17 protein-coding genes and 2 pseudogenes are annotated in these 17,091 nt (G+C 52.9%); 13 read left to right on the top strand and 6 right to left on the bottom strand.

Annotated elements, in window-relative coordinates:
* Positions 1-162: 162 nt before the first annotated feature.
* Entirely contained in the window at positions 163-486 is a 324-nt protein-coding gene (locus tag ACTHO6_RS00005; protein WP_440238061.1) for a hypothetical protein, read from the bottom strand.
* A 24-nt stretch (positions 487-510) separates the two neighbouring features.
* Entirely contained in the window at positions 511-714 is a 204-nt protein-coding gene (locus ACTHO6_RS00010; protein ID WP_440239377.1) for a hypothetical protein, read from the bottom strand.
* Between the two features lie 128 nt (positions 715-842).
* On the opposite strand from ACTHO6_RS00010, the gene ACTHO6_RS00015 reads away from it, so the two are divergent.
* From ACTHO6_RS00015 to ACTHO6_RS00030, 4 genes and pseudogenes are all read left to right on the top strand, one after another.
* Positions 843-1,058 (top strand): WYL domain-containing protein, encoded by a 216-nt coding sequence (locus ACTHO6_RS00015; protein ID WP_440238063.1) that lies wholly within the window; start codon positions 843-845, stop codon positions 1,056-1,058.
* Positions 1,059-1,207: 149 nt separating this feature from the next.
* The gene (locus ACTHO6_RS00020) at positions 1,208-1,612 is read left to right on the top strand and encodes a YolD-like family protein (protein WP_440238065.1); all 405 of its coding nucleotides are present in this window, start codon (positions 1,208-1,210) and stop codon (positions 1,610-1,612) included.
* Positions 1,613-1,732: 120 nt separating this feature from the next.
* Positions 1,733-3,193: a recombinase family protein gene (locus tag ACTHO6_RS00025; protein ID WP_440238067.1), complete on the top strand. Its 1,461-nt coding sequence runs from the start codon at positions 1,733-1,735 to the stop codon at positions 3,191-3,193.
* Positions 3,194-3,218: 25 nt separating this feature from the next.
* Positions 3,219-3,305: pseudogene (locus ACTHO6_RS00030) on the top strand (helix-turn-helix transcriptional regulator); the annotation flags it as partial.
* An 81-nt stretch (positions 3,306-3,386) separates the two neighbouring features.
* On the opposite strand, the gene ACTHO6_RS00035 reads toward ACTHO6_RS00030, so the two are convergent.
* On the bottom strand, positions 3,387-3,749 hold the full coding sequence (locus ACTHO6_RS00035; protein WP_440238069.1) for a DUF5412 domain-containing protein: 363 nt from the start codon (positions 3,747-3,749) through the stop codon (positions 3,387-3,389).
* Between the two features lie 311 nt (positions 3,750-4,060).
* Here ACTHO6_RS00035 and ACTHO6_RS00040 point away from each other — a divergent pair, with 311 nt between their 5' ends.
* From ACTHO6_RS00040 to ACTHO6_RS00050, 3 genes are all read left to right on the top strand, one after another.
* Positions 4,061-5,116: a hypothetical protein gene (locus ACTHO6_RS00040; protein WP_440238071.1), complete on the top strand. Its 1,056-nt coding sequence runs from the start codon at positions 4,061-4,063 to the stop codon at positions 5,114-5,116.
* A 355-nt stretch (positions 5,117-5,471) separates the two neighbouring features.
* Positions 5,472-6,386, top strand: coding sequence for a cysteine synthase A (gene cysK, locus ACTHO6_RS00045; RefSeq protein WP_440238073.1), 915 nt, complete (start codon positions 5,472-5,474; stop codon positions 6,384-6,386).
* A 458-nt stretch (positions 6,387-6,844) separates the two neighbouring features.
* Positions 6,845-9,109: an immune inhibitor A domain-containing protein gene (locus tag ACTHO6_RS00050; RefSeq protein WP_440238075.1), complete on the top strand. Its 2,265-nt coding sequence runs from the start codon at positions 6,845-6,847 to the stop codon at positions 9,107-9,109.
* A 149-nt stretch (positions 9,110-9,258) separates the two neighbouring features.
* On the opposite strand, the gene ACTHO6_RS00055 is transcribed toward ACTHO6_RS00050, so the two are convergent.
* A complete protein-coding gene (locus ACTHO6_RS00055; RefSeq protein ID WP_440238077.1) occupies positions 9,259-10,368 on the bottom strand; it encodes a CotH kinase family protein in 1,110 nt (369 codons plus the stop codon).
* A 1,136-nt stretch (positions 10,369-11,504) separates the two neighbouring features.
* On the opposite strand from ACTHO6_RS00055, the gene ACTHO6_RS00060 reads away from it, so the two are divergent.
* The 6 genes from ACTHO6_RS00060 (at position 11,505) to ACTHO6_RS00085 (ending at position 15,739) form a co-directional block, all read left to right on the top strand.
* Entirely contained in the window at positions 11,505-11,855 is a 351-nt protein-coding gene (locus tag ACTHO6_RS00060) for a BclA C-terminal domain-containing protein (RefSeq protein WP_440238079.1), read from the top strand.
* Positions 11,856-12,116: 261 nt separating this feature from the next.
* Positions 12,117-12,947, top strand: coding sequence for an electron transfer flavoprotein subunit beta/FixA family protein (locus ACTHO6_RS00065; protein WP_440238081.1), 831 nt, complete (start codon positions 12,117-12,119; stop codon positions 12,945-12,947).
* Complete coding sequence (locus ACTHO6_RS00070; protein WP_440238083.1) at positions 12,944-13,966, top strand: electron transfer flavoprotein subunit alpha/FixB family protein; 1,023 nt, start codon at positions 12,944-12,946, stop codon at positions 13,964-13,966. Before ACTHO6_RS00065 ends, ACTHO6_RS00070 begins: the two co-directional genes overlap by 4 nt.
* Positions 13,959-15,254 (top strand): FAD-dependent oxidoreductase, encoded by a 1,296-nt coding sequence (locus ACTHO6_RS00075; RefSeq protein ID WP_440238085.1) that lies wholly within the window; start codon positions 13,959-13,961, stop codon positions 15,252-15,254. The genes ACTHO6_RS00070 and ACTHO6_RS00075 overlap by 8 nt, the downstream gene beginning before the upstream one ends.
* Positions 15,254-15,550 carry a ferredoxin family protein gene (locus tag ACTHO6_RS00080; protein ID WP_007780596.1) on the top strand — a complete coding sequence of 99 codons (297 nt, stop codon included), beginning with the start codon at positions 15,254-15,256 and terminating at the stop codon, positions 15,548-15,550. Before ACTHO6_RS00075 ends, ACTHO6_RS00080 begins: the two co-directional genes overlap by 1 nt.
* Before the next feature lie 15 nt (positions 15,551-15,565).
* Positions 15,566-15,739 carry a hypothetical protein gene (locus ACTHO6_RS00085; protein ID WP_440238087.1) on the top strand — a complete coding sequence of 58 codons (174 nt, stop codon included), beginning with the start codon at positions 15,566-15,568 and terminating at the stop codon, positions 15,737-15,739.
* A 22-nt stretch (positions 15,740-15,761) separates the two neighbouring features.
* Here the strand turns inward: ACTHO6_RS00085 and ACTHO6_RS00090 are convergent, their stop codons facing one another.
* Entirely contained in the window at positions 15,762-16,148 is a 387-nt protein-coding gene (locus ACTHO6_RS00090) for a M67 family metallopeptidase (protein WP_440238089.1), read from the bottom strand.
* Between the two features lie 287 nt (positions 16,149-16,435).
* A pseudogene (locus ACTHO6_RS00095) lies at positions 16,436-17,091 on the bottom strand (hypothetical protein); the annotation flags it as partial.

Here is a 17,091-nt window from a genome sequence, read left to right on the forward strand (position 1 = left end):
GGGACATAAAAAAATGCTCCTCCTTACAGGGAGACAGTTTTATTATTTCAACTGTCTACTTGAAGGGGAGCATATCACGTTAACCGGGGGGAGGGCGTTTTTTTATTTGAACAACATTGTAAGCAGGCTGTTTTTCGCGTATCACTGTTCCTTTTGGGTAATTTATTTTGCCTCTTTAAGGTTTTTAATCTCTTTGGTTGTTTTCAATAGCGCCTTTAATTGTTCATTCGTGAATAGTGTAATTAGCGAACGAAACTCATTTTCTTTTTGAGCATTCCCAGAAATATTTAAAACTGCAAATATGTCCGTGATTATTTTTTCTCGTTCTTCTTGATCATCACAATCTTCCTGATCATTGTCGATTTTGAGGAGTTTGTTTATGAGGGCATTGTCTTTTTCGACTTGCTGCTTCTGTTCTTCTAATGTTTTTCCATTCAGTGAGCTTAAATAATATTTAATAAACGGCTCCAGGTCTTTCATGTTCATTTACTGATTCTCCTTCTTCTTTATCTATTTGAACAGCTTTTTTATCAGGGCGAATACGTCAAAAGTGGTTCGCTGATAGACCTTGTTGTACGCATACTTTTTCGGATCACGGAGCCATCCCCAGCCGCGGGGCATCTTTACTCCCGCCCGATGGACGACCTGGCGTTTCAGGCTGGTTTTTGCCGAGATCCTCTTTTTTAGGCTTGGTTTCCTCATCCCAAATTTCATCAGTGATCGCCGTCCTCTTTTTCCCACATTGTACCACCTAGCGGGTTTTTACAGAATAAGTATTTGCGTGTTCGTATTTTGTTCGCATATAATCCAAGAACAAACGTTCTAATTTGAAGGGGGACGACGTGGTAAAGGAGTTACAACGCGCCATAGAGCATCAGCAACACATTCAGATCATCTATTTGGGCCGGGGTGGCCAGACAACAATGCGAACCTTGCGACCGCTGGAGGTTATAGGAGAGCGCTTGAAAGCATATTGCCTCACACGTAAGGCACCGAGGGTCTTTGTCATCGACAACATTCTCGCTGTTGCGCCGGTGGTGAGTGGCCGTGCTGTCTGATATCGAGAGAAAAATCCTGCGCGTGATTGCCAACTACTCAGCTGGGAGACGTAGGACGCCAACGGTGGACGAATTGTGCATCAAAACTGGGCGCAATAGAGGGGGCATCATGACGGTGCTTGAAGTTCTTGAGAAGAGGAGTATATCGAGTGGCAGCGATCCGCGCCGGACACCATGACAGTGCTGGAGGCATGGGAACGAAAGGAGCAAGGCAGATGGCAAGCAAGATAGAAAATTCATTTTCGATGCGGTTCGTACTTCCCGAGCAAAGAGAGCTCTACCTGCAGGTCAAGGAAGACGAGAAACTGGTTTCCATGCCTGTAATTGAGCAAGACGAACTGGAGAATTTTCATTATACGATCCGCGATTCCGGGCGGGAGGATTACGCTATCACAGTAACTTGGTGGAGACAAGTGAAAGGCAATCTTGGATCGACCTGTTCCATGTGGGGTATCGTCAAATGGGTTGATCAACAGGGGCGGCGAATCAAGCTTGTAAATGACACAGATGTCCAGTGGATTAACATGGATTGCATCATTGATGTCAGAGCATAAATGCTACGATTTTTGGTCAATGTAGGCCAGCGGGAAACCTCCTTTAAATGTCGAGGAGGTTTTTGTGTTATGGTAATATTGGTATAAGTGAACCAATTGCAAACCATAAGGAGATAACCAATGGCAAAAGATTATGCTGTTTATGTGCGCGTCTCCACTGATAAAGACGAGCAGATCTCATCGATAGAAAATCAAATTGACATATGCAGAAACTGGCTAGAGCGGAACGGATATGAGTGGGATGAAAACTGTGTTTATAAGGATGAGGGGATTAGTGGAACGCTTTTCCTTGAGCGCCCAGCCATACAGTTAATTCTCGAGAAGGCAAGGAAAAAAGAAATAAGCATGGCAGTGTTTAAATCCATTTCCAGGTTGGCGCGGGATCTCAAGGACTCATTAGAAATCCGCGAAGTGCTACAAGGGCATCACGTACGTATTATTTCGGTTGAAGAAGGCTACGACTCAGGAAAAGCCGGTAAGAACGATATGGCATTTGAGCTGTGGAGCCTCTTTGCTGCGCAATATAGCCGGACTCTTTCTGCAGGTGTTTCAGCTGCTCTGGCCGCTAAAGTTCGGCGCGGTGAACACATCGGCAAAACTCCGTACGGATATGACAAAGAAGACGGAAAGTTGATCATCAATCCTGATGAAGCAAAAACGATCCGCCAAATTTTTGAGTGGTATAACCAGGGATGGGGTTATAAGCGGATAGTGAAGGAGCTTAACTCGATGGGAATCCCCCCGAAGTCAGCTCGTGTATGGCAGATTACCTCAATACATCGAATAATTCACAACCCACTGTATTGTGGGGACTTCGTAATGAATCAGTTCGCCAGTGTGAAAATTGGTGGTCACAAAAAACAAGTGAGGAATCCAGAGGAGCAATGGATTATCTTTCGTAATCACCATCCTGAGATTGTTGATCGAGCGACCTGGGAAAAAGCCAATAACAAGGTGGAGAAAACAGTGAGAACGAAGATAACTCCCTGGAATGAGTTCCGCGGGCTCGCGAAATGTGCAGTATGTGGCTCCAATATGGTGATAGTTCAAACATGGAAGAAGAAAAAAGATGGAAGCAGATCAAGCTGGCAGTATCTCAAATGCAGTCAATACCGCAGGGCTGCGCAAGATGGTTGTGTAAATCATGCTCCTATTCGGTACGACGAATTCAGGGCTTTAATCATCAATCAGCTTCAGCAAGAGGGGAACGAACTTCAATTGAACTTTAGCAGCGACTTTGAAAAACGGAGGAATGAAGACCTAACCCTCTTGAAGAAACAATTGCAGCAACAAAAAACGAAGAAAGCCGGACTCCTCGATCTTTATTTAGAGCAGCTTATTGAGAAAACCGAATTTGAAGAGAAACGTCGTGAAATTGATGAGACGATAAAAAGTATCGAAGATCGGATCTACCTTTTAGAGAATCAGGTCAGCGCAGAAAGCAGCATTCGATCCGCAAAAGAAGCATTTAAGGCTTTGAACAATCAAGAACAGGACCTTTATACAACGTTCCAGAATTTAATTAAGAAAATTGTCGTCTACGAAGACGGAACGGTCGATTTAGACCTCACATTTCGTTGATCATTAGTGTTTGTAAAAGGTACGCATAAGGAATGTCATGCAAAAATTAGGTGTCAAAGGTCGATCTCAGGCAGTAGTCGAACTTGTTCGACTTGGTGAACTAGAGATTTGAACCCAGTCCACCCAGCCTCCCTTTTCTTCCCATGGTCGGAAGGGAGGGTTTTTTATTTGGGGAAGGACCGGGCAAAGACTTTCACTCTCTCCTCCAATCAAATGTATCATTTTTGATCGACAATACATGCCCATTAATAGAAACCGTTTCATTGTTGATCCAAACGATTTCAGCTTTGTCTATGCGATAATCCCAATACATATTTTTCCTTTTTCCCGTTTTATTATTTTGAAGCTCGCCTCTCACACAGAGCGCAGTAGTTGCGCCACCATTTACAAGATAGGCATTGACTGTAAATTCCCCGGAAGGAGAGATGGATTGTTCTATCAGAGTACCCTGCGGTAAATGTGACATCGAATAAAAAAAGGGATAGATGAGATAGCCAACAATGCACGCTAGAATAGAAACGATTACGACGATTGACCGCATTAGTGTTTTCTTCAAATAGGAGCACCTCTTGCACCTTTTCTATCATACGCTTGCCTATGAATACGAACAGGAGAGGATTTTGGGAACAGTCATCATCTTATTGCTTTTTCACATAGTGGGGTTCCAAATCAACCAGGCCTCCTAGCAGGATATCTTCGTAGTATAGCTGTTCAGGGGGATGGCCTTCAAATCAATCCGCGCATGCTGTACAGGAATTGGTCTTTCGACTCATAGGGATCGGAAACGGAGTTCATGTATGATGAAGGGATAGGGGCACGTTTGGGGCCGCCAAATGAAAGAGAACCAAGTAGGTGAGGGGTCGCAGCATGCAGGGGAAAAACAAACGTTTCGTAGCGGGAATCGCACTACTGGCTGTCATTGCGTTGGGCATTTGGGGCTATCGCTTGTGGGGGCCGATCACTCTGGCAGAAGGGTACTTGTATGAAGATGACAGCCGGATGGTGTACGCCCGGATCACACGAGAACAGGATCAGGATCAGGTCCACGTAGAGGTAACGTTGTCCAGGATGCTGGTCGAGGATACGATTCCGCGCTTGCAGACAGAGACAAACGTCTGGACAGGGACCATAAAGAGCGATATGTTAACACTTCAAGAGAAGACGACCGGTCACAAGCTCCAGGCCAAGGTGAGCGATAGCGACCTGCTTTTCCAGGGACCACTTGCGCAGGGCGAGCAGACGGAGACCCGGCTTGTGGCCAGCACCAGGCAGACGTACGACGACAAGCTGGCGGCGTGGACAACGCGTGTCGAACAGGAAGCCGAACAGCGGAAAAAAGCAGTGGAAGAGCAGCGGGCCAAGGAGGCCGCTCGCGTCGCGTTCGCCAAAAAAGTCGAGCAGACCAGCAAGCTTACGGCTGATTTGCTGGAGAGTGCCCAATACTTGCAGGAAATCCAGTTCGCGGATGAACTCCGGTTTTCCGAAGACCAGGTTGCCGAACTGCAAGGTCTTTTGGACGAGCTGATTACGTATGCCAAACAGCCGGGGGTAAGCAAAATGGAGTACGATGTGATGGCCGGGACTCTCGGCAGCATGAAGGTGCTGGTCGAGGGGATGAATGCCATGGACAGCACGATCGCGCAAAAGAAAAAGCGGATGCAGGATATCATTACGGTGCTGGAGACGGATATGCAAGACGCGCAGGCCGTGTGGGAGGAGATCAAGGCGAACGTAGCAGACGCGCAAAAGCGGGAAGCAGCGTTGACGGAGGCGGTTCAGGCTGGCTCTGCTGCCGTCGCCCAGGCGAAGCAGCGGCTCGGCACGATGGAACAGGAGCAGGCGCGCGCCCGGTCTACAGCAAGCAACCTCTACCAGAAGGCAGCAGCGATGTTGGAACAGACGAAGGCCAAGTACGGCTACTAGCACGGACAGCGAAAAAGGACAAGCTCAGCTTCCAGGCTGCACAAGGCGGCCGGAAATGAGCTTTTTTTATGCCGAGCAGAAGGGCCGAGCTGGCTGAAGCCGTGTACGCAGAAGAGCGGAAGACGTGTGCGCTATAGGGGGGATGGCTCCGCCAACAGCTTGGCGTGGAGCAGCCAAGTTTTCTGATGAGATTTTAGGGTTTTCAGATCGGTTTTCTTCCCTTATGCTTAATTGTATACATCTGCGATTGTGCTTGGTTCGGCAGATTCGGATGGACCAGATTCGTTTCCAGGAGAAGGGCAACTACGGCTGTGCCAAGCCATGAGGGCAGCCAGGTTTTCCAAGGGAGGGTTTTATGAACGTCTACGAAAATATAACAGAGCTGATTGGCAACACGCCGCTCGTTCGCCTGAACCGGATGGTCCCGGCGGGAGCGGCGGAGGTATGGGTGAAGCTTGAAAAATTCAATCCGTCCGGAAGCGTCAAGGACCGGGCGGCGTACAACCTGATTGCCACAGCGGAGCAGGCGGGCTTGATCCGGCCGGGGGATACGATTATCGAGCCGACGAGCGGAAACACCGGGATCGGCTTGGCGATGAATGCAGCTGCCAAAGGGTATCGGGCGATCTTGGTCATGCCGGATAACATGTCCAAAGAGCGAATCAACATCTTAAAAGCGTACGGGGCAGAGGTGGTACTGACGCCAAGCGAGCTGCGGATGCCGGGAGCGATTGCCAAGGCCCAGGAGCTGCAACGGGAGATTCCGCGCAGCTTCATCCCGCAACAGTTCGAAAACAAGGCGAATCCCGATATCCACCGAATCACGACTGCCCGCGAAATTTTGGCGCAGACCAATGGACAGCTCGATGCGTTTGTGGCAACGGCAGGCACAGGCGGAACGATTACGGGAACAGGCGAAGCGTTGCGCGAGCAGCTGCCGGAGCTGTACATCGCGGTGGTGGAGCCAAAAGGCTCGCCTGTACTGTCCGGTGGCCAACCAGGGCCGCACAAGCTCGTTGGCACAAGCCCGGGTTTCATTCCGCGTATTTTGAATACGGACATCTACAACGAGATCATCCAGATCGCAGATGAGGAGGCGCTGGACAGCATGCGCAAGCTCGCTGCGCTGGAAGGGATTTTGGTCGGTCCATCGTCAGGAGCATCGGTGTTTGCGGCTGTCGCTATCGCCAAAAGGCTGGGCGCCGGCAAGCGGGTCGTCTGCATTGCGCCGGATACAGGGGAACGGTACTTGAGCATGAATCTTTTTTAAAGGCAGGCAGCAGAAAAGCCCTGCCTTTTTCAGTGCCCCATGCTGACGCTGGGGCATGTGTGGGCGCCCGAAAGCAGTGATTCATCTCTTTCGCGAAGCGTGAAGGAAGCAAACGTTTTCTCGCCACGATCGGCGGCCATATGACAAAAAATTCGTGCTCATTCGACAAATTTCTACCAAAACCTCCTAGGACTTTTGGCGGTAGCTGTCTTGTCAGCAATCTTTCTGCGCTGTCTATCAGACAAGGATAAGCACAAAAAATGGAAGAGCGCAGACATGGGCAATCTGGGTCAGATGGATCAGGAGAAAAATCCGTTTGGCGCAGGAAGGATTTTCTGTCGAAAGAAATTTTTTGGCTATGAGACAAAAACATGCAATAATTGTGAATAGTCGGAACTAGGGGAATCAGGATCGTCCGTCCGGCCAAACCAATAGATAGAAAAAGAGGGTGAACGGCAGTGAAGAAGGGCAAGAAGCTATTATCGATTTTATTTTCGTCATCACTCGTGCTGAGTGCATTTGCGGCTGCGCCTGCTGCGGGATTGGCCAAGTCGAAGGAGGACAAGCAGACCTTGGAGGTGGACTTGTCCACAGTCAATACCGACCGCTTGGTAAAAGGGCTGATGGAGCAAGGCATCATTGATGAGGACGCCGATCAGGAAGAAATTCAGGAAGCTTTGCTCGATTACCTCAAGGACAAAAAAGTGCCGCATGGCATCGACAACACCTCGTCCTTCGGGAAAAAAGCGGAGAAATCCCAACTGGCAGCTTTGTCGGAGGCGGCAAAGCGGGTCTCAGAGGTCGAGGATGCGGATGAAAGCGAACTGCGCGCCTCCAAACGAGTACATACCGATAATATTGTGGTTGCGCTCGTGGAATTTCCGGATCGGGAGCACAACCAGCTGCCCAAGGTGAACGATACGCTCTGGACCAAGGACTTCAACGAAAAGCACTACCGCGATATGCTTTTCAATCAAAAGGGCTATACGACGCCAGAAGGCACCAGCATGACGACGATGGCGGAGTATTACTATTTGCAATCCGGCAGAAGCTGGACGGTAAATGGCGTCGTCACTCCTTGGCAAGTGGCTGAAAAGAGCTACAAGTATTACGGCGGAAACAATTCCAGCGGCAACGACGCAGCACCGCGCGATCTGGTCGAAGAAACGCTGGAAGCTGTAGGCCAGGCGATTGCGGGCAAAGAGGAAGACTACGACCAGCGCGACCCGTACGACCTAGATGGCGATGGCGATCTGATGGAGCCGGACGGCATGCTGGACAACCTGATGCTGGTTCATGCCGGTATCGGTGAAGAGACGGGCGAAGATGCAGACGCAATCTGGTCGCATCGCTGGACGTTGAAAAAGCAAACGGAAATCCCAGGTACCAGCCTGAAAGCCTTCGACTATATGATTCAGCCCGAAGACGGCGCGCCTGGCGTTTTCGCGCACGAATACGGACACAACCTCGGACTGCCGGATTTGTATGATACGTCCAGGGAAGGGCACGACTCGCCAGTAGGTGCGTGGTCCTTGATGTCTTCCGGCAGCCACACCGGTAAAGTTTTCCAAACACAACCAACCGGACTGGATCCATGGTCCAAGATGATGCTGCAAGAAATGTACGGCGGAAAATGGATTTCGCCGCGCGTGATCGATTATACCGATTTGAAAAAGAAAAAGCAGTCGTTCGGCCTGATCGACGCTTCCAGCCAGGAGATGGGTGGAAAAGTAATCAAGCTTAACATGCCGCAGGCTGAAAAAGAACCGCCGACTCAGCCGAAAGACGGGGCTTACGCCTACTTCTCCGATGAAGGCGACAACCTGGATACGAAAATGGTGTCAGATGTGATCGATTTGACCGGGGCCAGCTCAGCGTCCATGAGCTTTGACTCGTGGAGAGCGATTGAAACCGACTACGACTACCTGTACGTCAACGTGATTGACGAGGATACAGGAGAAAGCCAAACCGTAGAACAATATGACGATGTCACAAAAGGCTGGGAAAAGGAAGTAATCAGCCTGAACGATTTTGCTGGCAAGAAAATTCGCGTGGAGTTCAACTACGTGACGGATGTTGGCTTGGCGATGCCTGGCTTCTACCTCGACAACTTTGAAGTGGAAGCGGATGGCGAGGTCATTTTCGCCGACGATGCCGAGGGCGACCAGAAGTTCGAACTGGATGGCTTCATTCACTTCGACGGCAATGGAAAAATGTACGACACGTACTACCTGATCGAGCTGCGCTCTCATGAGGGCGTAGACGCCGGACTGAAGTATTTCCGCCGCAACGATACGTTCTTCTCTTACGACCCAGGCATGGTGATTTGGTACTACGACGGCCGTTACGGCAAAACGCAGGACAACAACACAAGCCAGCATCCGGGCTACGGCATGCTCGGCGTCGTCGATGCGCATCAGGAAGTGCGCTACTGGAACAACGACGAAGGAAACAAAGACGCGATTGCCGATTCCCGCTACCAGGTGAACGACGCGGCATTCAGCCCGAACAAAACGTCTGGCATGAACCTCGATTACATTTTCGGTACGATGAAGTACGCACCGCTCAAAGGTGTGACTACCTTTGACGACAGCGACGATTACACGATGCCGGAAGTGCCGGAGGTCGGAAAAATCCTTCCGGAAATCGGGCTGCAAATCAAATTGAAGCGAGTAACGAAGAAGTTCACGGACGCATCAGTTGAACTGTCCTTGAAAAAATAAGCAAAGGGAAAGACGCCTGTCAGCGCTCAGCTGATGCCAGGCGTCTTTTTTTGCGGGAAAAGGAGAAGCGTGTCCTGCCGGACGGTGGCAAAAGGCGCGGGATGGTGGTGTGGCTGGGAAAGGCGGATGCGCGCCTGCTGTTTTGGCGTTCAGCCGGAGCGAGGATGTTCAAAGGCTTCCAGGCTTTGGCGCAAAAACTGGTTGCGCTCCTCGATGAAGGCGCAAATAAATGCAGGCTCGGTGGCAAAGGTGGCGAGGACGTCTTGTTTGTAGGGGTCGAGGGAAACAAAGGGGCGCAAGGTGTCATGCAAGGCGAGGATATGAGGCCGCAAGTGCGCCACGGTAAAGGTCGTGTCGAGGATGGACCGGAGCAGTCGGACATACTGGGCGCGAAACACCGGGACATCCAATAGGCGTGCCGTCAGCGTATTGAAGCCTTGGATACGCAGATTTGCCGGAGCGAGCACGTGCCCATTCACATCGCGTCCCCACGTCGCCTCGTAATCCCAGGGGATGATGAAAAAGCGCTTGTTTTCCCCATGGCGGTATAACGCGTAGTTGTGGAGAAAGCCGTCGAGATTTTGCGTGCAGACCGCACCAGCCAGCCAGCGTAAATATTGGGGGATGTCGACCCACTTTTCGATGACGTGGGCAAACAGCGCTGGTGGTGTGGCGTTAATTCGAAAAATCAGTTCGCGCAAATCCCCGTCGTCTGCTGCCGTACCCAGCTTCCGTTGATACCCGGCTTCCAGCGCTGCTTTTGCTTCGGTGGTTTTGGGGCGGAACAGGGAGAAATTCGCATGGGCGTTCACCGCATAGTAGATCGGGCCAGCGGGCAGGTTGCGGGCAGCGAGGAAACGATCATCTACCGCCTCGATTTTGAGATAGATTCCGAGGCATTCGTCATTGAGATAGAGGAGGACGTGCTCGGTTTGCGGCGCGAAAGAACCGATTTGGGTGAAAAAATCGAACGAAAGCTTGTTGCGCATGTAGGACGGATCGACGAATTCGGCGTTGAGATGGAACTCGCGCGCCCCTCGAAACAGTTGGGGAGGCACGATTGTAATCTGAAAAGACTTCTTGGCGAATTGGCGCGTGTGCGCACCCCGGTAGGCCAATTCAATTTGATAGAATTCGCCGTGAAAGCCAAGCGTGGCAGGGATGCTCCTGTGCGCTTTTACGTCTTCATTCAGTTGGTCAAGAAGCCGGGAATCGCAGCGTAGGTGATAGGCAGGGATGCGGGCATCGCTAGTCAACATGGAGGGAATTCACCTCGTAAAAACAGTCTCTCCTATCCTATTTCGCAGATCCGGACTTGGTTACTTTAATAGGTAACAGCTTGTTTTCTATTTGCCTATGGCATGTCTCACTCTCGTTCATAGGATACAGTATCTTCAAATAAAGGAGTGAAACCATGCGTTATCATGGCAAGAAGGATGTAGAGAAAATCATTGAGCAGCTCAAGGAGAACCCGGAGCTTTACGCGTATTTGCAGCAAGGCTCTTGCGGCGGTTCGGGCAGTTCGGGCAGTTCGGGCAGTTCAGACTCTTCCGGTTCGGACAGCTCAGCGTCCTCAGGCGGGGATGAAAGCGGCAGGGGAAAGAGGGGACCGAGGGGGCCAAGAGGGCCAAGAGGTGAGCGAGGTCCGAGGGGATTCCGAGGTCCCCAGGGTCCGACAGGCGATCCAGGCCCGCAGGGTCCGGTGGGTCCGGTGGGTCCGCAGGGTCCGGTGGGTGAACAAGGCCCAGCAGGTCCGCAGGGTCCAGTGGGCGAACAAGGTCCAGCAGGTCCCCAAGGTCCGGTGGGTGAGCCAGGTCCGGTGGGTCCGCAGGGTCCAGTAGGTGAGCAAGGCCCAGCAGGTCCGCAGGGTCCGGTAGGTGAACCAGGTCCAGCAGGTCCGCAGGGTCCAGTAGGTGAACAAGGTCCAGCAGGTCCGCAGGGTCCAGTAGGTGAGCCAGGTCCAGCAGGTCCGCAGGGGCCGGTAGGTGAACAAGGTCCAGCAGGTCCGCAGGGTCCGGTGGGTGAGCAAGGTCCAGTGGGCGAACCAGGTCCAGCAGGTCCGCAGGGTCCAGTAGGTGAGCCAGGTCCAGCAGGTCCCCAAGGTCCAGCAGGTGAGCCAGGCCCAGTAGGTCCCCAAGGTCCAGCGGGCGAGCCAGGTCCGCAGGGTCCGGTGGGCGAGCAAGGTCCAGCAGGTCCGCAGGGTCCGGTAGGTGAACAAGGTCCAGCAGGTCCCCAAGGTCCGGTGGGTGAACAAGGCCCAGCAGGTCCCCAAGGTCCAGTAGGTGAACAAGGTCCAGTAGGTCCTCAAGGCCCTCCAGGCCCCGCAGGAAGCAGTTGCTTTGCCTATTACTTCAGCAACTCCTCCCAATTGCTGTCGATCTTGACATCCACCCTGGTGAGTTTCGAGATAGACGGCCCTTCCAATGGGACATGTATCACCCGTGTTGCCGGAGAGGACAATCAATTTTTGGTCAATGAGGCAGGGGTGTACCAGATCACGTATGAGTTGAACGTTCAGGAAGCGGGGAGGTCATTTGCGCTGTTTGCAAATGGAGTGCTCTTGGCCGGTACCACCTATGGCGAAAACTCTCAAGGCTTGCTCACGGGACGCGCCATTGTCACCCTGTTCGAAAATGACGTCGTCACGCTGCAAAATCTGAACGGTGAGGCAACACTGAACGGGTCCGTAACAGGTTTCGGAGTGGTCAGTGCTTCGATCATCTTTGAACAATGGACGACTGCCTGATCGGCAGCGTAACAAGCGACAGCACGAAAATCATGCGAAACCCACCCGGTATAAGGGGGGGTTTTCTTTCATTCATGAAGGCGTTTGTTTTTTTGTGAAAACGAGAGACGATAGACCGCTCGTTTCAGGTCTAAGCCTGCCTTTCTCGCAATAGGTTAGTAACAACGAACAACGAGCTGCCCGAAATGAATTGCGCGAAAGAAAGACAACCTTTGGACGAAAAAAAGCGAGCCCGCGCCCGGCAGCAAGGGGGGATTGTTCATGCTGCACATCGTAGCTTGTATCAAGCAGGTGCCGGACACGAAGATCATCAAGATGAATCCGAAAACCAACACAATGGATCGTGCCAGCGCACCTGCGATTCTCAACCCGTATGACGCACATGCAGTAGAGGAAGCAGTCCGTTTGAAAAAGCGGTATGGAGGCGTGGTGTCGGTGGTGACCATGGGGCCGCCGCCAGCAGTAAAAGCCATTCGCAAATGTGTGGAGATCGGCGCAGACGCCGGTTACCTGGTGACGGACCGCGCGTTTGCCGGGGCGGATACGCTGGCGACGAGCTATGCCATCACCAAGGCGATCGAGAAAATCGCGGAGACACAGCCCGTTGACCTGGTCATCTGCGGGAAAATGACGATTGACGGCGATACGGGACAGGTCGGTCCGGGAGTGGCGAGAAGACTCGATATTCCTCCGCTCACCAACGTAAAAAAAGTGGTCGAGGTCAACAAGGAGCAAGGCTTCGCCATCGTGCATCGCAAGCTGGAAGACGGCTATGAGGTTGTCCAGTCTACATTGCCCTGTCTGTTTTCCGTCGAAAAGGAGATCAACGAGGTGCCGTACTCGCCACTGCCCAATATGTTGCGGGCGGCCCGGTACAATCCCGTTGTCTGGTCGGTGAACGACCTCGGAGACATCGACCGGAGCTTGCTTGGCCTGAAAGGCTCGCCGACGATAGTGGCGAAGGTATGGCCGCCGGAAAAGCCAAAGGGAGGGGAAATGCTGGAGGGTACCCCGCAGGAGCAGGTTGCGCGCTTGATGGAAATCCTTCGGGGAAAACAGGCGTTGTTTTGCGTGAAGGAGGGGCAGACATGAATCTGGACGATTATCGGGGCATCTGGGTCTATCTGGAGGCGCGGGAAGGGCGGATTGCTCCCGTGTCGCTCGAATTGCTCGGGGCTGGCCGGCAAATGGCGGACAAACGGGGCGTGCCGCTCGCAGGTCTGTTGATCGGGGAGGGCGTGACGGAGCTGGCGCCAACCGCTTTTCCGTACGGGGCGGATCAGGTGTACGTCTACGACGACCGCATCTTTGCCGATTACCGCACGGAGTCGTACATGCGCGCCGTGATCGAATGCGTGCAGAAGCACAAGCCGGAAATCATTTTGTACGGAGCGACTTCGACGGGCAAAGATTTGGCGAGCGCCGTCGCGACCGACCTGGAGACCGGGCTGACGGCCGATACGACGATGCTTGACGTCAATGCGGAGACAGGGTTGCTCGAAGCCAGCCGCCCGGCGTTTGGCGGAAACATCATGGCGACGATCTTGTGTAAAAAGCACCGCCCGCAAATGGCGACGGTCCGCCCCAAAGTCATGAAGGCGCTTGAGCCTGATCCCAGCCGAACAGGCGAGGTGATCCGCGAGAGCATCCAGCTTGCGGAAGAGGACATTCGCACCAAAGTATTGAAAATCGTGCGGGAAACGCGGAAAAAGGTCAGGCTGGATGAAGCGGACATCATTGTAGCGGGAGGAAAAGGACTGGGGAGCAAGGAGGGCTTTGCCCTCATCCATCGTTTCGCGGAAGCCATCGGGGCAACGGTTGGGGCGAGCAGGGACGCCGTGGAGGCGGGATGGATCGATCATGCCCATCAGGTCGGGCAGACAGGGGTGACGGTGACGCCGAAAATTTATTTCGCCATCGGGATTTCCGGCGCGATCCAGCATCTGGTTGGCATGCGCAACTCCGGACTGATTATTGCGATCAACAAGGACCCGAACGCGCTGATTTTCCAGGCTTGCCACTACGGGATTGTAGGCGACGCCTTTGAAATCGTGCCGCTGTTGATGAAAGCGTTCCAAAAAGAGCCGGACAGGGAGGTTACGTATGGCTGAAAAATTTGACGTGATTGTAGTCGGTGCAGGTCCGGCCGGAACCGCTTGCGCCTACACGCTGGCGAAGGCTGGCGTCAATGTGCTGTTGATGGAGCGCGGCGAATACCCGGGGTCGAAAAACGTGATGGGCGGGGTGCTGTACCGCAAGACGATGGAAGACATCATCCCCGGATTTTACAAGGAAGCGCCAGTCGAACGCCCCATCGTCGAACAGCGCTTCATGATGCTGGATAAGCAATCCGCCCTCACCTTCGGCTACAAAGGTCTGGAGTGGGCGCAGGAGCCGTACAACAACTTCACGGTGCTGCGGGCCAAATTCGACCAATGGTTTGCAGATAAAGCGGTGCAGCAAGGGGCGCTTTTGCTCAACGAGACGGTGGCTTTATCCTGTATCGTCGAGGACGGCAAAGTGGTCGGGATCAAGACGGATCGCCCAAATGGCGACGTCTATGCCGATGTGGTCGTCCTCGCAGACGGGGTCAATTCGCTTTTGGCCAAATCGCTCGGCTTTCACAAGGAGTTTCGGCCGGACGAGGTCGCGCTTGCCGTCATGGAAGTGCTCAAGCTGGATCGCAAAATCATCGAGGACCGCTTCAATCTGGAAGGCGACCACGGCTGCACAATCGAGATTTTCGGAGACTCCACCAAAGGGATATTGGGCACAGCCTGGCTGTACACAAACAAGGACAGCCTGAATATCGGCGTGGGTACGATGCTGTCCGGGCTGATCAAGCACAAGATCAAGCCGTATGAGCTATTGGATTACGTCAAGAACCACCCGATGATTCGCCCGTATCTGCAAGGCTGCGAGCAGCAGGAGTATCTGGCTCATCTCATCCCGGAAGGCGGCTATCGCTCCATGCCTAAAGTCGTCGGCAACGGCGTTATCGTCGTGGGCGACGCCGCTCAGCTTGTCAATGCCATTCATCGCGAAGGCTCCAACATGGCTATGGCTTCCGGGGTGATGGCGGCGGAAACGATTTTGACAGCCAGAGAAGCCGGGGATTATTCGGAAAAAATGCTGGAGTCGTACCGGACCAGTCTGCTGAACAGCTTTGTCGGCCAGGATTTGAAAAAGTACAAGGATGCCACGCATCATTTTGAAAAGTCTCCGCACTATTTCGAGCAGTATATCCCGCTGATGAACCGGGCGGCCAGTCAAATGTTCACGGTAGACGGCAGCTCGAAGTGGAGCAAGCAGAAAAAAATATGGAGGGATCTGGGCAGTGCCAGGGACAAGTGGAAAATGGCTCGCGATCTGATGAATGCATGGAGGGTGATGAAATAATGACGCAAATACCCAAAGGGCAATCGATCGAGGAAAAGCAGTATCTGGTTCGCTTCAAGGCTGACACACAGTCGCATCTGCACGTGCTGAGCGCGGATGTATGCGCGACGCAGTGCCCGGATAAGCTCTGTACGATCTTCTGTCCGGCGGAGGTGTACAAATGGGAAGAAGTGCGGATGCACGTGGGATATGAAGGGTGTCACGAATGCGGAAGCTGCCGCATCGGCTGTCCTTACGAGAACATCAAGTGGGAGTATCCAAAGGGCGGCCACGGGATTATTTTCAGACTCGGATAATGGGCGGCGATACCGGTGATACAAGTAGGCGATGGGGTCGTATTTGTGAAGGATGGTGCCAGAGGTATCGTCATCAACATCGACCAGGAACGGTGTCAGGTGTTGTGGGAGGATGATTTTGTCAGTTGGGAACAGCGGGAATGGCTGATTGTCACGACAATAGAACAGACAGAACGGCGGGAGCGATGACCCCGCCGTTCTGTCTGTTTTTTTATTCAAGCTGGAGAGGGCAGGAAAAGGCCCTCGACCCCCAAATGCGGTAACATCCGAGTGCAGGCTTTGGCGAAGCAAGGGAGACGATAAGGTAGGCCGCTTCCGGGTAGTTGGCGTTCGCGATGTCTTCCCGGGACGGAACAGGCGGAGCGGTTGGATGGGAATGATAGATTCCAACCAGATTCTCCCCCCGGGAAGCGATTTTTTGCAGCACCTTCTGAATTTGCCGCGTGCTCATGGCAAAAGCGTCGGGTCGCTTCCAAATGTTTTCCATCCGCCAGATGGTTTGGGCGCTGCCGTTTCTTCCCGAAAGCAAGCCGCATGCCTCGTACGGTTTTTCTTCCTGGCAATGCCGGATCATTTCATCCCACACAGAACGGGTCATGGAAAAGGGGGCTTTTATTGCATTAGCCTTGCCAACGCCTGCCGCAGCATCCCCCGGTTGTTTTCGATTGAACATAGGGTTTTACGTTATGCACAGGCCCGGATTTTGGCAGTGGCGATGGCGGCATGCCCAACGGACGCAAGTCTTGGCGAACAGGGCGTTGCTGACGCTGATTGTATAGTGCGCGGAGTTGATCTGGTGTCATGGATATCCCTCCCTTTCTGTACTCTACTATGTTTTATTCAGCAAGGTGTCGAGAGGTAACGGCTATTGCACATTGGGGCGGGTTACTTGAACGGGTTGAATGTGTTCCCTTGCTGCGTGTGCGGCGGCATCTGGAACGGCACGGGGGCAGAAGAAGAGGCCGTTCCCGTCGTATGGCTACTGCTCGGCAGTTGGTTCAGCGCCTTGTTCGCCCGCGCTTCTTTTTGGCTGAAGTCCTTTATGGCTTGTCTGTATTTCTCCTCTTTCTCCTGATGCTCCTTGACTAGCTGTTTCAGTCCGGTGACTGTTTTTTTCAAGACAAGCTCCTGGGTGGTGATTTGCTCCAGTTGCTTTTCTTTTTCTTTCAGTTGCTGCTTAAACGACTGGATGGTATCTTCGAGGCGCTTGTTCCAACTGCTCTCATCCGTCTGCTGCTGGGCCAGTTTGCCTTCGGCGGCACGCAGCTGCTGAAGCGTCTGGTCGTGCTTGTCGGTCAATTCCTGATAGCGTTGGTTCGCTGCCAGAAGTTCGGCGTCTTTTTGCGCAAGCGTCTGTTTCCACGCTGCCTCCTGCTGCTCCCAGCGCGTGATGCTCGCTTCAAGCTGTTGCTGCTTCGCCAAAAGCGTGGTCTCGTGCTCGCGAGCGGCTTCGAGTTGTTGGGTAGCGGCTTCGAGCTGCTGGGTTGCCGTCTCCAGTTGGCGGGTCGTGGCATCGAGCTGCGAAGAGGTGCTTTGCAGTT

Source organism: Brevibacillus sp. SAFN-007a, assembly GCF_051967035.1.
Lineage (GTDB): Bacteria > Bacillota > Bacilli > Brevibacillales > Brevibacillaceae > Brevibacillus.